Raw genomic sequence first — 20594 nt, forward strand, 5'->3', positions numbered from 1 at the left:
TACTCATTCAATAGAGGTAATCTATAATTAAGGGAACTTTAATGAATGGGGGCTATTAGCTTGATTATGCACTTTCAGTTCAAACCGTTATTTGAAAACAAGAATATTCCTGGTTGGAATTTTTCCTTTTACTATAAAAAACAAAGATATTCTGGTATATATCATCAGACAGGAAAGATAGAATGGACGACAATGACTCCAGAACAAGAAGAGATTGAGTCCCTAACGAGCCAAATTCATGAGTTAATGCTTTATCATGTGTACGAATAATTCTGTATGAAAATGTTTCCTTTCCATAAACTATTGTTAGAAATGTGGAAGGGATTGGTGAAAATGAAAGGAAGAAAAAAGAATCCAGCAGACCAGGGTTCTGCCTATGAAGGTCGAGATCAGGCATTTGTTGATGTAGACCGGATGATTAATGAGGGGCTCTCAGGTGGGTCCGTGCATTCTCGCTATGAATCAACCAATATTGAAGAAGCACGTGAACTCCCTGAAGAACAACCACCATATGAGTGCGAATAAATTAGAAAAGCGCAAGCGCCTTGTTCAGCCCCGACAGGCAAATGTTCTTCTGCAAGAAAAGTCGCTCTTTGACTTTTATTGCAGAAGGTTATTTGACCCGAGGGGCTAGGCGCTGGAGCTGGACAATTCTCGAAGTCGAATTTTATACATTCTCATTAAATGAAAGAAAAAGCTGACCTGACATTTAATTAGGTTCAGCTTTTTTATTGTCCAGCTCCCTTTGATATAATAGAAGGAATGAATAGAGAAAAAATTTAAATAAAGGGAACTATACTATGTTGAAAAAATTATTGTTACTTTATGAAAATTCCATTCTGTATACTGAAAATCCAGAGACATCCCCTGAACATTTATATGTTTTTTATCATGATGCGGAGAATGAATGGATTGGGATTCCTAAGACTGAGGTTAGCGAAAAAGAATTAACTTTATTAAAAACTATCTATACGATAGTGGAGGAACAACCTTCCATTAGCTCGTCGTCTACGAATGGTTGGTATGATTTTTTATTGTTAGACGGACCACCCCCAAAATACCCTTCTGATTCTCATTTTCGTTTGATTCAATTTAATCTTAACAAGAATGATGCAAGCCAAATTGAAATGGAATCAGCATTAAAAGGATTTTTCACAAAAGAAGTCAGTATCATTTGGGAAAGCAGCAGGCGTGGAATTGTCATTGAAGAAAAGAAACAGGTATCTTTATCAGAAGATGAATTAATATCTATGTCTGAAACATTGGAAAGTGATTTTTATGTAAAAACCTCTTTCTTTATTGGGAAATTCCACCCCATTTCAGAACAGCTCCGGTTAAGATTTCTTCAGGAGAAGGAATATTTTTCTTTTGGAATGTCCTATTTAGGAACACAAGATATCTTTGCTTTTGAGCATATTTTCCCAGCGTATTTAGCTGCCCACTTGCCAATTGAATTGAAGAATAGAGGCATTCAAGGAATCTCAGATGTATTTACTGAAGACCAAGACTTGTTCTCGACTATAAAAGTTTTTCTAGAAAGCAATTTAAATGCGAGTTTGACGGCAAAAAAATTGTATATTCACAGGAATACGCTCCAATATCGTATCGATAAATTTCACGATAAAACAGGGATAGGTTTAAAGGATTTTTATGGTGCCTTTACGGTTTTCTTAGCCTGCCTCCTTTTTGAACAAAACCAAAAATCTTAACAATGTGCCTAAAAAAGCGTTTTCATCTTTGTGCAACTTGTCTATTCTGAATTATTCATTTTACCTGTAAACTAGGTTTATCAATAGTACTAGGAGGAATCACTAGTGGCAGAACTTAAATTAGACCATATTTATAAAATTTATGATAACAAAGTAACCGCAGTTCAAGATTTCAATTTACACATTGAAGACAAGGAATTTATCGTATTCGTTGGACCATCTGGTTGTGGTAAATCAACTACACTTCGAATGATTGCAGGACTTGAAGATATCTCTAAAGGTGATTTTTTCATTGATGGAAAAAGAGTTAACGACGTAGCTCCAAAGGATCGTGACATTGCGATGGTTTTCCAGAACTACGCTCTTTATCCACACATGACTGTATATGATAACATGGCGTTCGGTTTAAAGCTACGTAAATTCCCTAAAGATGAAATCGACCGTCGTGTCAAAGAAGCAGCAAAAATTCTAGGATTAGAAGCTTACTTAACTCGTAAACCAAAAGCTCTTTCAGGTGGTCAGCGTCAGCGTGTTGCTTTAGGTCGTGCGATTGTACGTGATGCGAAAGTATTCTTAATGGACGAACCATTATCAAACCTTGATGCAAAGCTTCGTGTACAAATGCGTGCCGAAATTGCAAAGTTACACCGCCGTTTAGATACAACAACTATTTACGTTACTCACGACCAAACAGAAGCAATGACAATGGCAACAAGACTAGTTGTTATGAAAGACGGAATCATTCAGCAAGTAGGTTCACCAAAAGAAGTGTATGAAAAACCTGAAAATGTGTTCGTAGGTGGATTTATCGGTTCTCCTGCTATGAACTTCTTTAATGGTAAGCTTGAAGACGGTAAGTTTGTTATTGGAAAAAATACAATTGCTGTTCCAGAAGGAAAAATGAAATTCCTTCGTGAACAGGGCTATGTAGGGAAGTCAATTACCCTTGGGGTTCGCCCAGAAGATATTCATGATGAGCCAGTTTTCATTGATGCATCTGCTGGTACAAAAATCTCTGCAACAATCGATGTAGCTGAATTAACAGGAGCAGAGTTAATGGTTTACTCAAGTCTTGGTGACCAAGACTTTGTAGCTCGCCTGGATTCTCGTGCAGATGTTCACCCTGGCGATACAGTAGATCTAGCTTTCGATTTAAATAAAGCTCATTTCTTTGATGCAGAAACAGAAGTTAGAATTCGTCCATAATGTTATATATCAGGAGGCTGACTCATTAGGGTCAGCCTCTTATTCTTTTATGAAAATAAGTTCATCGTTATCACAAACTGGACACCGGTATAGATGAGGGCATTTCTGTCCAGAATGGGAATCGGGGTACCCATCTTCCATTTTCATTAAATCTATCTCCATATACGGGCTATAATCATCGTAATAATCACTTAGCCTCCCACTTTCCATCATTGGATTTCCACATTTTGAACACAGTAAATAAACATCCCTTAAGCCATTACACACCGGGCAGATCGACATATGCTTCACCCTTTTGATTATGAATTAATCTTAGTTTGCGTTAGATTAATCACCCTATGTAGTGGAATAAATTACTAATTAATATTTCGAATAAGTCCTTAAGAATGATTCATAATAAACATTACAAAGCAACACAAACACAGCAGTTGATGAAACAAACAAACATTTCTAATATGGGTTAGGCCTAAGGTGGCAATTATATGGTTCAATTCCATACTGACCCCAAAATTATTAAGAGGAGTGTTATTCAACTATGGCAAGTAACAACAACTCTAATCAACTTTTAGTACCAGGCGTAGAACAAGCATTAAGTCAAATGAAGTATGAAATCGCATCTGAATTTGGTGTAAACCTTGGTGCTGATACTACTTCACGTGCAAACGGATCTGTAGGTGGAGAAATCACTAAGCGTCTTGTAGCAATGGCTGAATCTCAACTTGGCGGATTCCAACGCTAATTTTTTGTAAAACCAAAACAAATTAATAATATGGCTAAGCCCTCTCCTTTCTGGAGAGGGCTTTCACGTTATTTTAAACCATATTTTCAGGTTTCATCCATTCCTCAAACTGTTCTTCAGTGACATAGCCTGTTCTAATTGCAGCTTCTCTTAAGGAGCTATTTTCATTAAAGGCAAGCTTGGCTATTTCTGCCGCCTTTTCATAGCCGATATGAGGGTTTAAAGCGGTAACTAGCATAAGTGATCGCTCTACATGTTCCTTTATAGCAACTTCATTTGCTTCTAGCCCAACCACGCAATTTTTGTTAAAGGATCGAAGCCCATCGCTCAGCAGCCTGATGGATTGGATTACATTATAGATAATTACTGGCTTAAATACATTTAATTCGAAATTCCCTTGGCTTGCTGCAAAGCCAATTGTTGCATCATTACCAAATATTTGGCATGCAATCATAGTTAAGGCTTCACTCTGAGTAGGATTTACTTTTCCAGGCATAATCGAACTCCCTGGCTCATTGGCTGGAATGCTGATCTCCCCTATACCACTTCGTGGCCCACTTGCCAGCCACCGGACATCATTGGCAATTTTCATTAAGTCGGCTGCTAAAGCTTTTAAAGCTCCATGGACAAATACAATTTCATCGTGACTAGTTAAGGCATGGAATTTATTTTCTGACGAACGGAATGAATATCCTGTTAGTTGTGTTAGCTGCTCAGCTACCAACTGACCAAATTGAGGGTCTGCATTAATTCCCGTACCTACTGCGGTACCTCCTACTGCTAAGTCAAGCAAATATTGATTTGCTTCCTTAATCATCTTTTCGTTTTTCTCAAGCATGAATCTCCATCCACTAATCTCTTGCCCTAATGTTAATGGGGTTGCGTCTTGTAAATGGGTTCTGCCAATCTTAACGATCTTTGCAAAAGCTTGTTCTTTCTCTATTAATGTATTTTTCAGTTCAATTATAGTCGGTAAAAGCATCTCGGTAATCATCAAATAAGCAGCAATATGCATGGCTGCAGGGAAAGTATCGTTTGAACTTTGTGACATGTTAACATCATCATTTGGGTGTATTTTCTCTAGGATTCCGTTCTCTTCTAACCACTTGTTCCCAAGATGAGCTATTACCTCATTAACGTTCATGTTGGATTGAGTTCCGCTACCTGTTTGCCAAACAACCAATGGAAAATGTTCATCATAAGTGCCTTTAAGTATTTCATCACATACATAACTAACTGCTTTTTGTTTTGCCTCGATAAGCTTTCCTAACCTAAAGTTGACCATTGCTGCTGCTTTTTTAATAAAAGTGAGCCCATAGATTTGTTCTAGTGGCATTTTCTCGTTACCAATTTTAAAATTTTCTTTGCTCCTTTGTGTTTGAGCCCCCCATAACTTTTCAACCGGGACCCGCACTTCACCAAGTGTATCCTTTTCTATTCGGAAATCCTCCATTACCTTCACCCCTCTATATTTACTCTTCCATTATGTATACCCAATTTTACCCAGTTTATTATCATAAAAAAAACTGCGAACATTTAGTTCGCAGCCTATGCTTTATAAATCGTATATCCGATATAATAAGAAAGAATTAAAAAACTACCAATTAATAGTACAACTGAATACTCACCCATATCCATCCCACCTTACATAATAATTTACATACCTAAACATTTTTAAGTTATCATAGAAATCCGGTTGAACAAGTGATAGAAGTTACACTTTAGTGAATAAGGAGTGAATTTTTTGTGAACATTTGCCTTTTAGGTGCAACAGGTAGAGTTGGATCTGTAATTCTGGAGAATGCCCTGGAAAACAAGTTATCTGTAAAAGTACTCGTTAGAGACCAATCTAAATTACAAGTAACGTCTGACGGCTTTACTGTGAGGGAAGGAAATGTTTTAAATGAGAAGGATCTTGCCTTAACCATGATGGGAAGTACCGTGGTTATAAGTGCATTGAATACAGATAAAAGTACAACTCTTTCAGAATCGATGCCACTAATTATTAAACAAATGAAGCACCATGGAATTAAGCGAATAATCACAGTTGGTACTGCTGGGATTCTTCAAGCACGTTCTGCTCCACATCTCTACCGCTTTCAATCTTCTGAGTCCAAGCGAAAGAGCACTCGGGATGCAGAAGAACATCTGAAGGCATACTTATTACTCAAGGATTCCGGCCTTGATTGGACCATTATCTGCCCTACTTATTTACCCTTAGGAGAAAGGGTAGGACAGTACAGGTATGAACAGGACTTCCTTCCGGAGAATCCATCTTCCATCTCGATTTATGACACCGGGGATTTCACCTTTCAGCAGCTTTTTTCCAATGAATTTATTGGAGCACGAGTTGGACTTACCTATTAAGAAAAGCGCAAGCGCCTTGGTCAGCCCCTACAGGCAAATGTTCTTCTGCAAGAAAAGTCGCTCTTTGAACTTTTATTGCAGAAGGTTATTTGATCCGAGGAGCTAGGCGCTGGAGCTGGACAATTCTCAAAGTCGATTTTTATACTTTCTGATTAAGTAAAAGAGGAGTAACCAAATTTGGTTACTCCTCAGATTCACGAGAAAAGGTATTTCCTCAGCAATTTTTATATTTTTTGTTTAAATCTAAATTACTGATTTATTAATAACTACTTGTACCTGCTATACGGTCTGTTGATTTCCGCACCGAACACTCGCTTTCCGCAGTAGAAACGAGAAGTTCAATCAAGCGTAATAGGTGATTATATGGAACTAATTCACCTTTAGAAACAAATTCATATTCATGTCTAGACTCTTTCGGCTTAGACATTGAATAGAAGGGCTTTATTTGGACACACCTGTTGATTGGCGCGGAAGGCACGAAGACTCCTGCGGGAGTACGGGGCAGGGGAGACCCCGCAGGAGCGCAGCGACGAGGAGGCTCCCCGGCACGCCCGCGGAAAGCGAAGTGCCTGGAGCGCCAATCAACAGACTTGTTAAAAAACAAATATTATTCTAACAAGTTAACGCGGTGATTTATTAATGAAATTGAATAAAAAAAGGATATCGATGGTTTTTCGACAGCCTGAGGAGAAACTGACTTGGTTACTCCCCCTTTACTTATGTTATCCTGCTAATTCCGAACTTCCCTGTTGAAGTTGATACATCTGATAATATTTCCCTTTACTTGCCATCAACTCATCATGGTTCCCTTTTTCCACAATGACCCCTCGATCTAATACAAGAATCTGATCGGCATTTCGAATGGTTGATAGACGATGCGCAATGATAAAGGTTGTTCTTCCCTTCTTAAGGACATCCATTGCTTCTTGAATGAGTGCTTCCGTTTCAGTATCAATACTTGAAGTCGCCTCATCAAGGATAAGAATGGCGGGATTAAATGCTAATGCCCTGGCAAAGGATATTAACTGCCGCTGTCCACTTGAGAGAGTGCTTCCCTTTTCAATCACTGGTTCATCAAAACCATGTTCTAGATTTCTAAATACTTTATCCGCACCAACATCTCTAAGCGCTTTTTCCACCGTTTCCCTTGAAATGTAAGGATCGTTTAGGCTTACGTTTGAAGCAATAGTTCCAGTAAACAAATAAGGGTCCTGTAGGACAATCCCCATATGATTCCTAATAGTTTGGCGAGGAATAGTCTTAATATCCTTCCCATCTATAGTTATCTGCCCTTTCTGAACATCATAAAAGCGGAATAGTAAGTTCATAATGGAGCTTTTTCCGGAACCTGTATGACCTACTAGGGCAATCGTTTCACCTTGGGTTGCCTCGAAATCAATGCCTCTTAATACATATTCACCTTCTTTATACCCAAAAGAAACATGATCGAACTTTACATTTCCTTTAAAGCGGTCAGTCCTCTCCTTGCTAACATCTTCCCCAGATTCATCCATTAATTTAAATACCCGTTCTCCTGCAACTAATGCCTGTTCTAAGTTTGCTAACTGATTGACAATCCCTTGAACTGGCTGGAACAAACGGTTAATGTAATCAACAAAAGCATATAACATCCCTAAGGAAATAACGTTGGCTGGGAGCAGTGCTTGTGCACCAAAATACCAGATGAATGCCACAAATACTAAATTCCTTAAAATCCCGACTAAATTATGTGAGGTTAAGCTATTCAAGCTTAATAATTTATTTTGATAGTGAAAATGCTCATGGTTAAGCTTTTCAAAATCTTCTTTTGTATCCCTTTCTTTACTAAATGCTTGAATGATACTCATTCCCTGGATAGATTCATTAATCATCGCATTTATATCACTATTTCGAGATCGTATGACACGGTTATATTTAGAAGCATACTTTCTGTAAAGAATTGTCCATGCATATAGGATAGGTAATAACAATAAACAAATCGCTGCAAGCTTCACGTTCAGGATGAACAAGGCTGCATAAATACCTGTAATATAAATGGCACTTGTAAAGAATGTAGCTAAAACCGTGACGTAAAGCTCTCTGATGGCTTCTGTATCATTTGTAATACGTGCCACCACTTTACCAGCTGGAAGGGTATCAAAGTATTGAATAGGTAATCGTTGAATCTGCCCAAAAACATCCTCACGCATCTTTTGAATAATACGGTTGGCTGATTTTTTCAAAAAATAGCGTTCACCATATTGAAAAATAGCTGAAAGTACTAAAAGACCAAAATAGAGAGCTAATAATTGAAAAATACTTGGAATTTCTGGCTGATAAAATGCTAATAGTTCTGAGCCATTCAGGATAGTCGCTTGATATTCAGCCTTTTTGCTCCCTTTTTGAATAGTAAGCAATTCTCCCTTTAAGCTTCTTTTTCCATCAAATTCAAGCTTTTGGTCTACAAATACAAATGTTGAATTCACCTGCAAAATACGAATTGGTTTCCCTTTTTCTTGATTGTCAGTGTGGTATTTTTCTCTTATATAATATTTCCCATTATATTTGACAGCCTTTGTGCCTGCTTTTGTTTCATACCAGGTGGATTCAATCCCTAAAATATGCTGATCAATTATATTCTTTGCAATAAATGGTCCAGCCAGATCAGTTACAACCGAGATGGTCAGCATAAACAAAGCAGCAAAAATAATCTTCTTATATCCCATAGCATAATTAACTAAACGACGTCCCGTTGTCATGCTGACACCTCACTCTCTACTTTACTTTCAATCTGCTGGCGTAAAAATTGCTCCTTATACCACCCGTCTTTTTCTAAAAGCTGTTCATGTGTTCCTTCTTCGATAATCCGGCCTTCATCCAAGACTAAAATATGATCGGCATGCTGTACTGCTGACATTCGATGAGTAGTAATAATAGTCGTTTTTTCTTTTCTTACTTTACGTATATTCTCTATGATTCTTTTTTCGGTTTTTGCATCTACCGCTGACAAGGAATCATCTAGGATAAGAATTTCTGGATTTCTAATTAATGCCCTCGCAATGGAAATCCTTTGTTTTTGCCCACCAGATAAAGCCACTCCTTTTTCACCAACAAGAGTATTTAGACCATCAGGAAGCATATCTAAGTCTTTACGAAAGGCTGCTAAATCTATGGCAGTTTCTAAATCTTGCTCACTCGCCTCTCTTCTTCCAAAAAGGATATTTTCTTTCACGCTTTTTGAAAAAAGTACATGATCCTGAGGCACATAGCCTATCCAATGGCGAATCTGGTTAAGCGTTTGTTGCTCTAACGAAACATCGGATATGGACAACTCCCCTGCCCCTAACGGGTATTGCCGTAATAATTGTTTAATAAAAGTGGTCTTTCCGCTACCTGTTTTTCCAACGATTCCTAGTGTTTGCCCTTGGAACAGCTGAACATTTACATTGATAAGATTAGCTTCCTTAGAAGATGGATAACGGAACGTAACCTCTTTATAGTCAATCCGACTAGGTTTTGATACTTCAACCGCTTGAACTGGATTTTCCACATCCTCTTTGTAACTGAGCGTCTCATTAACACGATCCAGCGAGGCATTTCCACGCTGCATGACATTAATTAACTCTCCTATTGCAAACATCGGCCAAATTAGCATTCCTAAGTAAACATTAAAAGAAACAAGATTTCCTAATGTAATCGATTGGTGGAAAACTAGATAGGCTCCAAACCCAAGTCCAATTAAATAACTAATTCCAACAAGCACTTTAATGGTTGGATCAAACAATGAATCAATCTTTGCTACTCTGATATTTTTTTCATACACATCTTCCGTTAATTGGTGGAATCGCTCACAATCAGCCTTTTCTTGAACATAAGCCCGAATCACCCTTACTCCAGCGATTGATTCCAGGACACTGTCATTAAGCTCACCAAAAGAATCTTGGGCTTCCATAAAGCGAGTATGCAATCTTTTTCCATACATTTTCATCAATAGTGCCATTATGGGGAGTGGAATAATGGCGGCTAATGTTAGCTTCCAACTAATCATAACTCCCATAGTGATAAGCAGAGTCAACATCCAGACACTCGAATCAACAAGAGTTAATATTCCAAATCCAGCTGTAATCGAAATGGCCTTTAGGTCATTAGTAGCACGTGCCATTAAATCACCTGTACGGTTTTTTTCATAAAATGCTGGTGTCATCTTTAACAAATGGTTCATAAATCGGGACCTTAGCTTTCGCTCAACTAAAAAGGCTCCCCCAAACAACTGATACATCCATATATAGGTAATTGCATAAGAGCTTACCATGATGACTAGAAGAATCGTAAGATAGCGTAAGATTTTTTCTTTATTCATTACACCGATATGAATGTCATCGATTGCCATACCAATTATTTTTGGCGGTATTACGTCTAGAAGACCTACTAAAATCAATAGCGTAACAGCAACCACATATCGTTTCCAATTCTCTTTAAAGAACCAGCTTAATTTTTTTAATACCGAAAACATTTTCGATTTCCTCCTTTTGATAAACTATCCGCCTTCTGTCTCCTTTATTGTGTGTGCTAGTCTCACTTCTGAAATGATTAACATCGTTCATTCCTCCTATAGATTAATATTTATAAAAAAAGGCATACTGCAAATGGTGCAGTATGCCTCCTTTAAAATGGGACAAAAAAACACAAGTTGCGCAGCGAAGTAAACGCAACCTGTGTTTGGTTTAATCAGGTCAAACAGAAAATAATTAACAAATAACGTTTGATGGTAAGGTTACATTCACATATTCAGTTGTTGAATTTAAATTGTTCTTTTTCATGTTGTAACCCTCCATTTCCTTTTTTTCTTCTTTGTTAGATTATCATCGACGCTTTTTAAAGTCAATTCCCATTTTTCAGAATCATTTAAATTTCTGATTAATGCCCCTTACCTTTTCCTTTATGCTTGTTCTTTTTATCCCACTTTTCTTTTTGTTTATTCCATTTATCTTCCCATTTTTGGACTTCATTATTAAACTTCTCTTGGATTCCCCGTTTACTCTCTTCTTCTTTCTTCTTCTTCTCAATTAAAGTAGAAATATGGGTAACTTTAAAGCTTTGATTAGGTTGGTTGCTAAGTGCATCTGTCATCACTTCACGGAATAACACCGCTGAACCAGTACCGCTTGTTGGAGTTATATAATGGCTGGCATCTGTTTTGTCATAGCCAACCCAAAACGCTCCAACTAATTGAGGGGTATAGCCAACGAACCATTGATCTTTCAGACCATTGATCCCTTTAATTGGCACCTGAGTAGAACCTGTTTTCCCTGCTGTTTCCCTACCAGGTATTTGAGCCGCTTTTCCTGTTCCTTGTTCAACTACACCCAGGAGCATGGTTGTCATATTATCCGTAACTGATTTTGTTGTCACTTTCACTTTCTTTTCTTTCCACTCAGCAACAACCTGACCATCTGCATCAACAATTTTTTTGATTACATGTGCTTCTATACGGACGCCATTGTTAGGGAACACCGAAAAGGCTTCCGCCATATTGAGAGGTGAAACACCCTTATGCAATCCACCAAGAGCAAGTGATAAATTACGATCAGCTTTATCCAAGGAAATGCCAAACTTTTTGATTGAATCCAACCCTTTTTGAATCCCTAATTGATTTAGAAGCCAGACCGCAGAAACATTTTTTGATTCTTTTACTGCCTCATACATAGGTACTTCGCCTTCATATTGATGGTCATAATTGCTCGGCTGATAACTTCCGAACTTCATAGGCTCATCCTTTAACATATCAGTAATTTTCCAGCCTTCTTCAAGTGCAGGAGTATAGACTGCTAAAGGCTTAAATGAAGAACCTGGCTGTGCTTCCAATTGTGTCGCACGATTATAGCCTCTGAAAGTGTGTTCTCCTCTTCCACCAACAAGTGCCCTCACACCGCCAGTTTTTGGATCAACGATAACCCCTCCACTTTGAACAAAACGATCGTTTCCTTTAGGGAAGAAAGTATCATTTTCATAAGTCTTCTCCATAACTGCTTGCACTTTGGGATCAAGCTCCGTGTAAATTCGGTATCCCCCTGTTAATAAATCATCTTGTGATAAACCATATTGTTTAATCGCTTCTTCTAACACTTGATCAACATAATAAGGGAATTTGCCACGAAACGGATCTCCACCCTTATCATTTAAAACTACTTCCTCATGTAATGCTTGTTCATATTGCTTACTCGAAATGTATCCTTGTTTTTTCATTTGTAATAAGACGATATTACGACGTTCCGTTGCACTTTTCATGTGGTCATACGGATTTAAAGCAGAAGGAGCTTTAATTAAGCCTGCAAGTAATGCAGATTCACTAACTGTTAAATCTTTCACCTCTTTAGCAAAATATTTACTCGCTGCTTGTTTAATTCCATATGCTCCATTTCCAAAATATATTTGATTTAAATACATTTGGAGGATTTCTTGTTTTGAATATTTTCTTTCAACCGCAAGGGATAAGAAAACTTCCTGTATTTTTCTGTTCAATGTTTTTTCAGATGTAAGTAGTGTGTTTTTTGTTAATTGTTGGGTAATTGTGCTACCCCCTTCAACCATTCCGCCTGCTTTAAGATCCCGGAAGAGAGCTCTCGAGGTACCTATCAGATCGACACCATTATGTTGATAGTATCGATGATCCTCGATGGCAACAACAGCATTTTTCATTGACACGGGAACTTCCTTGATAGGAACTCCTTCATTCTTATTAGCTGAAACTTTACTTGCCACTTTCCCGTTAACATCATAAAAAACGGTTGGCTGTGGAAGCTCATTTTTCAATTTTGAAATATCTGCACTGTTTGCAAAATAGGAAATCAGTCCAAAAAAGCTCAGGATTATTATCAAAACAAATAAGACGATAAATTGAAGCAGATGCCACTTTTTCCAGTTCTTAAAAATATCTTTGAGTATCATTTGATGACTTCCTTCTCTGTAAATTATGACAGGTATAATTTTCGATGATTGCTTCATTTTTATGACGGTTTCTAAAAAATAAGCTGTGTTTAACAAGTCTGTTGATTTCCGCTCCAGGTGCTTCGCTTTCCGCGGGCGTGCCGGGGAGCCTCCTCGTCGCTTCGCTACAGCGGGGTCTCCCCTGCCCCGTACTCCCGCAGGAGTCTTCGCACCTTCCGCTCCAAACAACAAATGCAAAAAATCAACATTATTCTATAACATAGCCAAAAAATAAAAAAGATGGGCGTGTGCCATCTTTTTTCATTCGTCCGTATTACTAGCTTTTTGTTATTTCTTTAAACCGTTGTTTGCTATGCTTTTCATCGAAACTACTAAAAATCCTATAGTTTTTCTCATCTAGTATTCGAAAATGTTTACTAAGTATATTTTGTTGAAGAATAAATCCATTCTTCTTATTTACTACTTTCCACCAAATACGGCCGCCGAGCGTCTTTGTTTTGCGAAAATCTATTCCTTCCCGTGCGACAGTTTCCAATACTTCCAGAGGCTCATTTCCAAATAAGAATTGAACTGTTTCCGTTTCACGAAAAAGAGCACAAATGGAAACAGCTGTGGACCAGTTGGCAAGAACTCTTCCCTTCTCAATTTGTACAAGTGTTTTTTTGGAGACACCGATAATTTCTGCCATTTTATCCTGAGTATATCCCGCTTCCGTCCGAATCAGACGAAGCTTTTCAGAAACCTGCATAATAATTTCATCCCTGGTCACATTAAGCCCTTCCTTCACTAGCATCTAGTGTAATTTTACACAACTTCCGTCTCTCGTTCAAATATTATGAAAAAAACTGCTATCCATTAGACAGATAGCAGTTTTTTAATAGGCTATGTTAAACGTGCCTGTTGTTTTCCACTCCAGGCACTTCGCTTTCCGCGGGCGTGCCGGGGAGCCTCCTCGTCGCTTCGCTCCTGCGGGGTCTCCCCTGCCCCGTACTCCCGCAGGAGTCTTCGTGCCTTCCGCTCCAATCAACATTGTCTATAAAACAACATAGACCTTTAACACAGCTTTTTCATAAGTTATTTAATTATTTATTTATGTTTGGCGGAAGCCCGCACTGACTAGAACAGGAATTTTTAAGTTCACATGCTGCACATTTCCCTTTTTTGGATTTATTTATGAACTTTACTAAAGCCCATGTTGCATATCCAAAAATCGCTGCACCAATAATAATATTGGCTATCATAGCTTTTCACCTCTTTTTAAAATTAACCAATCCCCAACAGCAAACCACCTTGGTATATGATTAATGACAATACATAAGCAATGACAAAGGCATAAATCATTGAAAAAGCTGTCCATTTTTTGGAGTTTGTTTCTTTGTAAATAGTGGCTACTGTTGCTAAACAAGGTATATAGAGCAAAATAAAGACCATGAAACTATACGCAGCAAGCGGCGTATAATAATTAGACAGTAGTGCTTGCAAGCCAGCATCATTCGGAACAAAATAAATGATATTCATCGTTGAGATAATTGCTTCTTTTGCTAGAAATCCAGTAATTAACGATGCCGAAGCCTGCCATGTTCCAAATCCAATAGGATCAAAGATTGGAGCAATTATGTTTCCAATGGCTGCTAAGAAACTATGATCCATATCTACATTTAGTCCTTTTGGACCCGCATAAGATAACAACCAAATAAATACAGAACCTGCAAAAATAAATGTTCCGGCCTTTCTTACAAACCCTTTTCCTTTATCCCATGTACTTCTCCAAAGAGATTGAAACTGTGGCAACCTATATGGTGGCAGTTCAATAACAAACAAGGAAGTTTCAGATTTTAGTAAGGTAGTAGAGAATACTTTCGCCAATACTAAAGCCACAACAATCCCTAGAACATAAAGACTTAACACAACAAATGCTTTATGTGCCGCAAAAAATGCTCCGACAAATAACGCATATACAGGTAATCGTGCAGAACAAGACATTAACGGGGTGAGCAGGATCGTTAATAACCGCTCACGTGGTGTTTCAATTGTCCGTGCGGCCATGATTCCAGGTACATTACAACCAAAACCAATCATCATCGGAATAAATGCTTTTCCGTTTAGTCCAACCGATTCCATAATTCGATCCATTACAAGTGCAACACGAGCCATGTAACCAGAGTCCTCTAGTAATGATATGAAAAAGAAGAGAATAAAAATTTGTGGTACAAACACAAGTACCCCACCGACACCTGCTACCAAGCCTTCAATAATTAAGGCATGGATAAACGCAGATGCATGAATGGCTCCTAACACTTTCTCAAAGCCTGCAGTTACAGGTCCAGTTAATAATGTATCTAAAGCACCTGATAATGGAGTACCTAGCCAATCAAACGTTAGCATAAACATAAAATACATTAATAATAAAAAGATTGGCATTCCAAGGTATCGATTTGTAACGATAGAATCTATCTTTTCAGACAAAGGTATAACGGTATTACTTTTTCTAGCCACATCAGCAATGATTTTTTCAATAACTTCTTTTCTTTTTAGATAAATAAAGTTTGTTAATGATTTAAAGTCGGTCTGCTTTTGTAACTTCGATTCTAATTTCTCCAAAATAGCTTTAAGCTTTTGGGGGTTGGTTAGACCATTAACATAGTTTTTTACATATTCATTGCCTTCAAAATATTGGATTGCTAGAAACCGTAGAGAGTGATTTGTTTTTCCATTTAACTCCCCTGAAAATGCAGTTATGGCTTCCTCGAGCTCTTTACCATAATAAGTAAGATTCTTTTTAGTCGGTTGGATGGATTTCGTTCCGATAACATCTACAAGCTTATCGCACCCTTTCCCACTTCTTGCCACAACAGGTACCACCGGAACACCGAGAATCTCCGAAAGTTTCGTATAATCAATTTGAATGCCTCGTTTATTAGCTACATCCATCATATTTAATCCGATCAGTGCAGGCTTTTCAAACTCAAGCAGTTGGAGAGTTAAATGGAGATTCCGCTCCAATTGTGAGGCATCTAAAATATTCAATAAACGATCCACAGATTCATTTAAAAAGAAGGAAGTGACAACCCCTTCATCTTTTGACAATGGGTTAAGTGTATATACACCAGGTAAATCTATTAAATGTCCAAGGTTTTTCTTAAATAGTCCAACCTTTTTTTCAACTGTTACACCGCTCCAGTTCCCAACATATTCATAGGAACCTGTTAAGTTATTAAACAATGATGTCTTTCCTGTATTTGGGTTACCTATTAGAGCAATTTCCATTAGATTCTTTCCACCTCAATTTGAACAGCTTCCTTGCGGCGGATTCCAACGCATTGTCCGCAGGACTCTATCATAATTGGACCACCGAATGGCATGACGCATTTTACACATACTTCCGAGCCTTCTGTGATTCCTAAGTCAAGCAATCGTCTTTGAACTAGGTGACCAACATGAGAAAGATCTAATATTTTCCCTTTATCTCCCGCTTTTAATGAACCAAACATGTATATCACCCTTATCTAGGTTAATTGAGAATGATTATCTTTCTATATTGCCATTTTAACACTTTTTTTAGGTAATAAGCATATTAAATTTGACAAAGTTTCGAAAAAATTTCATAAAAAAAAGGAAAAGCACCTGTTCTTTTCCTTTTTTTGGTTCTTGTTTATTTTGTTGTATAGGCTTTTTTTAAATTGCCCGTTAATTTCCGCTCCAGGCACTTCGCTTTCCGCGGGCGTGCCGGGGAGCCTCCTCGTCGCTTCGCTCCTGCGGGGTCTCCCCTGCCCCGTACTCCCGCAGGAGTCTTCGTGCCTTCCGCTCCAACCAACGGGTGTTTCAAATCAACATAATGCTTTTACGTTGTCATTATCTAAACAATCTTTTTGGTAATGCACTGATAACTAGAATAATGATAATGGCACTGATAATGAAGCTTGGGAGCATATAGGTTCCATTGTATAGGAGAGAGTAAACAGCTACTGGCTGCCCTTTTGGAGCATATTCTCCAAAAAATACAATCCCAGATACGACATGGCAAAGGTAACGAAGAACACTTCCTAAGAAAGCTCCAAATACTACGTAAGTCATCCATTTTCCTTTATTCTGTTCATTAATTGCATTCTTTATTTGTGCTGCAAAAATACCAGCGAAACCTACAACAGTAAAGGCAATAAAGTAATCAATAATTCCTTGAATCAGGGTATAAATTTGTGAATATCCAAGAATAAATTGTAACAGGCCTAGTAAGAATCCTGTAAGGACCCCACCTTTAATTCCCCAGCGGTAAGCCATAAGAAAAACCGGGACCATGGCAATCGAAATTGATCCCCCTTGGGGCCAAATTTTAAATGAAAGGATATTCCCAACATAATCTAATAAATAGGCAAGTGCGGTAAACACCGCTACTTCTGTAATAAAAAGCGTGTTACTCCTGTTCTTGTTCATTTCTCTTTCCCCCTCTGATTTGTAAAGGCAATAAAACAATCCACAAAAAAAAGCAATGCATGACAATTAGGAATGTCTGCATTGCTTTGCTATCGGCAAACCACATCCCTACGCTAGCGTTAACTAACAGGTTCATAGGGTCAGAACTCTACCGTTCACTCTCAGCCGCACAAAAGCAGCTCCCCCTGTGGAAATATTCTATTGTTTCCATACAAAATATACTACTCTCTACTTATTTTTACAAGATATATTTACACGTTAACTAACAAGAGAAAAATCCAAACAGTATAGAAATTATTGGAAAATATTTTTTATTCATTTTTTAGAGGATTTTGGCCGTTACCCTCGAATTTACTTGTTAATCAGTTTTGTTAATACCATAGGGGGAAACAAGAATGTTTACGGGAGAACAAACGGATTTAGTTGCTTTTTTTCAAAAGAATAAAAAGAAATTAGTACAAGAGTGGGAAGATTCCATTGTGATTAATCACGAGGACCCCTTCAAGTTGAAAATTAGGGAAAATGGGGAAGCCCTACTTAATGTAATCCTTTCTATGCATAAGGTATCTAGTGAGGAACTTATAGAAATCGTAAAAAAGATTGCCATAGAAGTTTCAGAAGAAAGGGTACTGGCTAATATCAATATTGGTGATTTTGTCTATAATGTTAATCTCGGTCGGACCATTCTATACAGTTATCTGAGTAAAACAGGAATTTCTTGGTCAGATTTGCAGGAGTCCATAAATAAAATCAATTTTTGTTTTGATAAATTTTTATACTATGCGGTGTCCCATTATTCAGAAGCTAAAAACAAGATTATTGAAGAAAAGACGATGTTCATTGATTCTACACATCAGGACCGATTAACCCTTCTCGGTCAAATGACATCAAGCTTTATTCATGAATTCAGGAATCCGCTCACTTCTGTACAAGGATTTATCCAATTGCTTAAGGCAGATTATCCAAATATGAGATATTTAGATATCATTTCAGGTGAATTGGACCAACTTAATTTTCGAATATCACAGTTTCTTCTGCTTTCAAAAAAGGAACTGATAGGGAAAGAAAAAATTAATTTCAAATTAAACCAACTCATTGATGAAGTATTAAATTTCCTCTACCCAAGTATACTGGATGGAAAAGTGAAAATTAAAAGAGATTTGAGCAAAGATTTCACCTTGAATGGTTATGCTGATGAAATTAGACAAGTCTTTATTAATATTATTTTTAATGCAATTGATGTTCTAAACCATCATGAAGTGGATCTCCCTACAATAGAAATAAGCAGCTGGTTGGAAAATGAAGAGTTGATTAAAATCAGTATATCTAATAACGGACCTGCCATCCCGGCGGAATTAAGAAAAACCATTTTTGAGCCTTTTTTTACAACTAAAAAGCTAGGTACTGGTCTTGGATTATTTGTTTGTAAAGAAATTATTGAGAAACATAAGGGAGAATTAACGTGCGATTCCTCAATGGATAAAACGACTTTTTCTATCTGCTTACCTATACAGTCTTAATAGGAACCGACCCTACCTCCTTTCAAATCCCACTTTTAAAAAGCAGGGATTTTTTTATATCTTCCAAATATATATCTTCCGCAATAAAACCAATTTGCATATGATGTACTAAAAATTTTGGGAGACTAGACGCATGTTTACTTTAAAAGTTGATAATGAAATTGAACTTCAGTTGTTTCAACACCATCACGCTCTAAAACTTTATCAGCTGGTTGAACGGAATCGAGACCATTTACGGGAATGGTTGCCTTGGGTGGACACCATGAATTCCTCATATCAATTTGAATCCATTATCCCAATCTGGCTTAACCAATTTGCTGAAAACCAAGGATTCAACGTTGGAATTCTTTTTAAAGGAGAACTCGTCGGTTCTATTGGCTTACACCAGATTGATTGGCATAACAGAACGGTTAGTATCGGCTATTATCTTTCCAAATCCGCTGAGGGATATGGCGTCATGACACGATCCGTTCAAGCTTTACTAAATTATGCTTTCTTCGATTTGGGGTTAAATAGGGTGGAAATACGCTGCGGAGTAAATAACAAAAAAAGCCGTGCCATCCCTGAAAGGCTTGGTTTTAAAAAGGAAGGCACAATAAGAGACGGTGAACAACTGCGCGGTAAATATCATGACCTCATTTGCTATGGCATGCTTGCTCGCGACTGGAATGGTTTGATCTCTAGTTAGGTTGTTCTCTTTATGGATTGATTCACCTTAAAAAATAGACAAATTAAAATAATTTGGACAATCGGATAAAACGGAAAAGAATAGAAAATCATATATCCTTCTCTATAATGATATACACCAAGTTCATGGGCGAACCATTCAAGCGTAACCCCAAAAAGTGACCAGCAAAGAATGTAGAAAAAGCAATATTTGAATGGGATCTTAAACCTGTCCCAAAGATAAATAAAAAAATATGAAGAAGGGCCAAACATAGTATAGGAGAAAAAATCAATCAACTGAAAGGAAGAATTATCATTTACATTGTAAAAATTGAAAGGTTCAATACTAATGGTATGATCGAAAAAGAAACCAACAAAAATTCCAAATAACACTAAGAAGAGGCTTACACTAAATGAAAAGCGCTTCTTCATCAAAAAAATGGCCCCGAATCCAACAATATTCATAATGATGACAAACCATTCATTTTGATTGAATGAATGATCATATGTGGTCATATTTCCTCCTCACTTTCTTTATACTCAAGAAATTTAAGAACATAAACCAAGATGACAAAAAAACTGGAGTAAAGAAGTACAGATAATATCAAATGCCAATGTATATAAACTAAAAGCTTTGCCCTAATGGCTGTAAATTCAATGACAAAGAATGAAGCTAACATCCCTAAAACGAGGAGTGTTTTCACCTTGTTTTTTTTTATTTGTTTATAAGCATTAAGAAATATTAAAAAAAGGAGTGGAAATACCCCATCACGAAAGAGAATAAATGCAAAGAATCCTTCCTTTTGTTGTGTATATTCAATAAAATGCTTATTTAACGAAAGGATAGTCATTGAATTAATCAGCAGCATCGAAGAAAGTAAGAAAAGATTAAACTGATTCACAAAGGATATTTTTTTCGATTGAAAGGTAAAAATAGAAGCTAAAATTAAGGTCATTAGTGTTGTAAAGAAAATAATCATTTTGCCCCCACTTGGCACTAGAAAATTTCCTTTATTATTCCACATTGTA

Annotated in this window: 20 protein-coding genes and 1 riboswitch; of the genes, 8 read left to right on the forward strand and 12 right to left on the reverse strand. The window is 37.3% G+C overall.

From position 1 onward, the window contains the following. Nucleotides 1-60: 60 nt before the first annotated feature. The 4 genes from AA0X95_RS23630 to AA0X95_RS23645 all read left to right on the forward strand — a co-directional run bounded on the left by AA0X95_RS23630 (nt 61) and on the right by AA0X95_RS23645 (nt 2915). Entirely contained in the window at nt 61-270 is a 210-nt protein-coding gene (locus AA0X95_RS23630; RefSeq protein WP_413302288.1) for a YheE family protein, read from the forward strand. Nucleotides 271-333: 63 nt separating this feature from the next. Continuing rightward, nucleotides 334-525, forward strand: a complete 192-nt coding sequence (locus AA0X95_RS23635; RefSeq protein WP_413302291.1) for a hypothetical protein — start codon at nt 334-336, stop codon at nt 523-525. Between the two features lie 275 nt (nt 526-800). After that, nucleotides 801-1709, forward strand: a complete 909-nt coding sequence (locus AA0X95_RS23640) for a PucR family transcriptional regulator (RefSeq protein ID WP_413302294.1) — start codon at nt 801-803, stop codon at nt 1707-1709. A gap of 105 nt (nt 1710-1814) precedes the next feature. After that, entirely contained in the window at nt 1815-2915 is a 1101-nt protein-coding gene (locus tag AA0X95_RS23645) for an ABC transporter ATP-binding protein (RefSeq protein ID WP_413302297.1), read from the forward strand. 39 nt (nt 2916-2954) lie between these two features. Here the strand turns inward: AA0X95_RS23645 and AA0X95_RS23650 are convergent, their stop codons facing one another. Further along, complete coding sequence (locus tag AA0X95_RS23650) at nt 2955-3128, reverse strand: hypothetical protein (protein ID WP_309866058.1); 174 nt, start codon at nt 3126-3128, stop codon at nt 2955-2957. A gap of 322 nt (nt 3129-3450) precedes the next feature. Between AA0X95_RS23650 and AA0X95_RS23655 the strand changes: the two genes are divergently transcribed. Beyond that, complete coding sequence (locus AA0X95_RS23655; protein WP_026566044.1) at nt 3451-3654, forward strand: alpha/beta-type small acid-soluble spore protein; 204 nt, start codon at nt 3451-3453, stop codon at nt 3652-3654. A gap of 73 nt (nt 3655-3727) precedes the next feature. Here AA0X95_RS23655 and fumC read toward each other — a convergent pair whose 3' ends face one another. Next, complete coding sequence (fumC, locus tag AA0X95_RS23660; protein WP_413302301.1) at nt 3728-5107, reverse strand: class II fumarate hydratase; 1380 nt, start codon at nt 5105-5107, stop codon at nt 3728-3730. Nucleotides 5108-5400: 293 nt separating this feature from the next. On the opposite strand from fumC, the gene AA0X95_RS23665 reads away from it, so the two are divergent. Beyond that, on the forward strand, nt 5401-6021 hold the full coding sequence (locus AA0X95_RS23665) for an NAD(P)-dependent oxidoreductase (protein WP_413302304.1): 621 nt from the start codon (nt 5401-5403) through the stop codon (nt 6019-6021). A gap of 722 nt (nt 6022-6743) precedes the next feature. Here the strand turns inward: AA0X95_RS23665 and AA0X95_RS23670 are convergent. The 8 genes from AA0X95_RS23670 to thiT all read right to left on the reverse strand — a co-directional run bounded on the left by AA0X95_RS23670 (nt 6744) and on the right by thiT (nt 17379). Beyond that, nucleotides 6744-8759: an ABC transporter ATP-binding protein gene (locus AA0X95_RS23670; RefSeq protein WP_413302307.1), complete on the reverse strand. Its 2016-nt coding sequence runs from the start codon at nt 8757-8759 to the stop codon at nt 6744-6746. Next, a complete protein-coding gene (locus AA0X95_RS23675) occupies nt 8756-10513 on the reverse strand; it encodes an ABC transporter ATP-binding protein (RefSeq protein WP_413302310.1) in 1758 nt (585 codons plus the stop codon). Before AA0X95_RS23675 ends, AA0X95_RS23670 begins: the two co-directional genes overlap by 4 nt. 404 nt (nt 10514-10917) lie before the next feature. Next, nucleotides 10918-12948 carry a transglycosylase domain-containing protein gene (locus tag AA0X95_RS23680; RefSeq protein ID WP_413302312.1) on the reverse strand — a complete coding sequence of 677 codons (2031 nt, stop codon included), beginning with the start codon at nt 12946-12948 and terminating at the stop codon, nt 10918-10920. A 316-nt stretch (nt 12949-13264) separates the two neighbouring features. Continuing rightward, the gene (locus tag AA0X95_RS23685) at nt 13265-13717 is read right to left on the reverse strand and encodes a helix-turn-helix transcriptional regulator (protein WP_413302315.1); all 453 of its coding nucleotides are present in this window, start codon (nt 13715-13717) and stop codon (nt 13265-13267) included. 313 nt (nt 13718-14030) lie between these two features. Then, nucleotides 14031-14189, reverse strand: a complete 159-nt coding sequence (locus AA0X95_RS23690) for a FeoB-associated Cys-rich membrane protein (RefSeq protein WP_308080658.1) — start codon at nt 14187-14189, stop codon at nt 14031-14033. Nucleotides 14190-14211: 22 nt separating this feature from the next. Continuing rightward, nucleotides 14212-16215, reverse strand: coding sequence for a ferrous iron transport protein B (gene feoB / locus AA0X95_RS23695; RefSeq protein ID WP_413302318.1), 2004 nt, complete (start codon nt 16213-16215; stop codon nt 14212-14214). Then, entirely contained in the window at nt 16215-16439 is a 225-nt protein-coding gene (locus AA0X95_RS23700) for a FeoA family protein (RefSeq protein WP_307289639.1), read from the reverse strand. The genes feoB and AA0X95_RS23700 overlap by 1 nt, the downstream gene beginning before the upstream one ends. Before the next feature lie 361 nt (nt 16440-16800). Further along, complete coding sequence (gene thiT / locus AA0X95_RS23705) at nt 16801-17379, reverse strand: energy-coupled thiamine transporter ThiT (protein ID WP_413302322.1); 579 nt, start codon at nt 17377-17379, stop codon at nt 16801-16803. Nucleotides 17380-17467: 88 nt separating this feature from the next. After that, a riboswitch (TPP riboswitch) is annotated at nt 17468-17575 on the reverse strand. A gap of 199 nt (nt 17576-17774) precedes the next feature. Between thiT and AA0X95_RS23710 the strand changes: the two genes are divergently transcribed. Both AA0X95_RS23710 and AA0X95_RS23715 read left to right on the forward strand, forming a co-directional pair. After that, on the forward strand, nt 17775-18899 hold the full coding sequence (locus AA0X95_RS23710) for a histidine kinase N-terminal domain-containing protein (protein WP_413302325.1): 1125 nt from the start codon (nt 17775-17777) through the stop codon (nt 18897-18899). Nucleotides 18900-19032: 133 nt separating this feature from the next. Beyond that, a complete protein-coding gene (locus AA0X95_RS23715) occupies nt 19033-19587 on the forward strand; it encodes a GNAT family N-acetyltransferase (protein WP_413302328.1) in 555 nt (184 codons plus the stop codon). On the opposite strand, the gene AA0X95_RS23720 is transcribed toward AA0X95_RS23715, so the two are convergent. Continuing rightward, on the reverse strand, nt 19584-20081 hold the full coding sequence (locus AA0X95_RS23720) for a hypothetical protein (protein ID WP_413302330.1): 498 nt from the start codon (nt 20079-20081) through the stop codon (nt 19584-19586). The genes AA0X95_RS23715 and AA0X95_RS23720 overlap by 4 nt on opposite strands. Then, the gene (locus tag AA0X95_RS23725; RefSeq protein WP_413302332.1) at nt 20078-20545 is read right to left on the reverse strand and encodes a hypothetical protein; all 468 of its coding nucleotides are present in this window, start codon (nt 20543-20545) and stop codon (nt 20078-20080) included. The genes AA0X95_RS23720 and AA0X95_RS23725 overlap by 4 nt, the downstream gene beginning before the upstream one ends. Nucleotides 20546-20594: the final 49 nt, after the last annotated feature.

Source organism: Neobacillus phoenicis, assembly GCF_047302305.1.
GTDB lineage: Bacteria > Bacillota > Bacilli > Bacillales > Cytobacillaceae > Neobacillus.

Excerpts from the sequence above, each read along its gene's own strand:
- AA0X95_RS23700 (WP_307289639.1), bottom strand. The coding sequence starts at position 16,439 with ATGTTTGGTTCATTAAAAGCGGGAGATAAAGGGAAAATATTAGATCTT.
- AA0X95_RS23725 (WP_413302332.1), bottom strand. The coding sequence starts at position 20,545 with ATGATTATTTTCTTTACAACACTAATGACCTTAATTTTAGCTTCTATT.
- AA0X95_RS23670 (WP_413302307.1), bottom strand. The coding sequence starts at position 8,759 with ATGACAACGGGACGTCGTTTAGTTAATTATGCTATGGGATATAAGAAG.
- AA0X95_RS23690 (WP_308080658.1), bottom strand. The coding sequence starts at position 14,189 with ATGATAGCCAATATTATTATTGGTGCAGCGATTTTTGGATATGCAACA.
- AA0X95_RS23635 (WP_413302291.1), top strand. The coding sequence starts at position 334 with ATGAAAGGAAGAAAAAAGAATCCAGCAGACCAGGGTTCTGCCTATGAA.
- feoB (WP_413302318.1), bottom strand. The coding sequence starts at position 16,215 with ATGGAAATTGCTCTAATAGGTAACCCAAATACAGGAAAGACATCATTG.
- fumC (WP_413302301.1), bottom strand. The coding sequence starts at position 5,107 with ATGGAGGATTTCCGAATAGAAAAGGATACACTTGGTGAAGTGCGGGTC.
- AA0X95_RS23720 (WP_413302330.1), bottom strand. The coding sequence starts at position 20,081 with ATGACCACATATGATCATTCATTCAATCAAAATGAATGGTTTGTCATC.
- AA0X95_RS23655 (WP_026566044.1), top strand. The coding sequence starts at position 3,451 with ATGGCAAGTAACAACAACTCTAATCAACTTTTAGTACCAGGCGTAGAA.
- AA0X95_RS23680 (WP_413302312.1), bottom strand. The coding sequence starts at position 12,948 with ATGATACTCAAAGATATTTTTAAGAACTGGAAAAAGTGGCATCTGCTT.
- AA0X95_RS23640 (WP_413302294.1), top strand. The coding sequence starts at position 801 with ATGTTGAAAAAATTATTGTTACTTTATGAAAATTCCATTCTGTATACT.
- AA0X95_RS23710 (WP_413302325.1), top strand. The coding sequence starts at position 17,775 with ATGTTTACGGGAGAACAAACGGATTTAGTTGCTTTTTTTCAAAAGAAT.
- AA0X95_RS23650 (WP_309866058.1), bottom strand. The coding sequence starts at position 3,128 with ATGATGGAAAGTGGGAGGCTAAGTGATTATTACGATGATTATAGCCCG.
- thiT (WP_413302322.1), bottom strand. The coding sequence starts at position 17,379 with ATGAACAAGAACAGGAGTAACACGCTTTTTATTACAGAAGTAGCGGTG.
- AA0X95_RS23715 (WP_413302328.1), top strand. The coding sequence starts at position 19,033 with ATGTTTACTTTAAAAGTTGATAATGAAATTGAACTTCAGTTGTTTCAA.
- AA0X95_RS23675 (WP_413302310.1), bottom strand. The coding sequence starts at position 10,513 with ATGTTTTCGGTATTAAAAAAATTAAGCTGGTTCTTTAAAGAGAATTGG.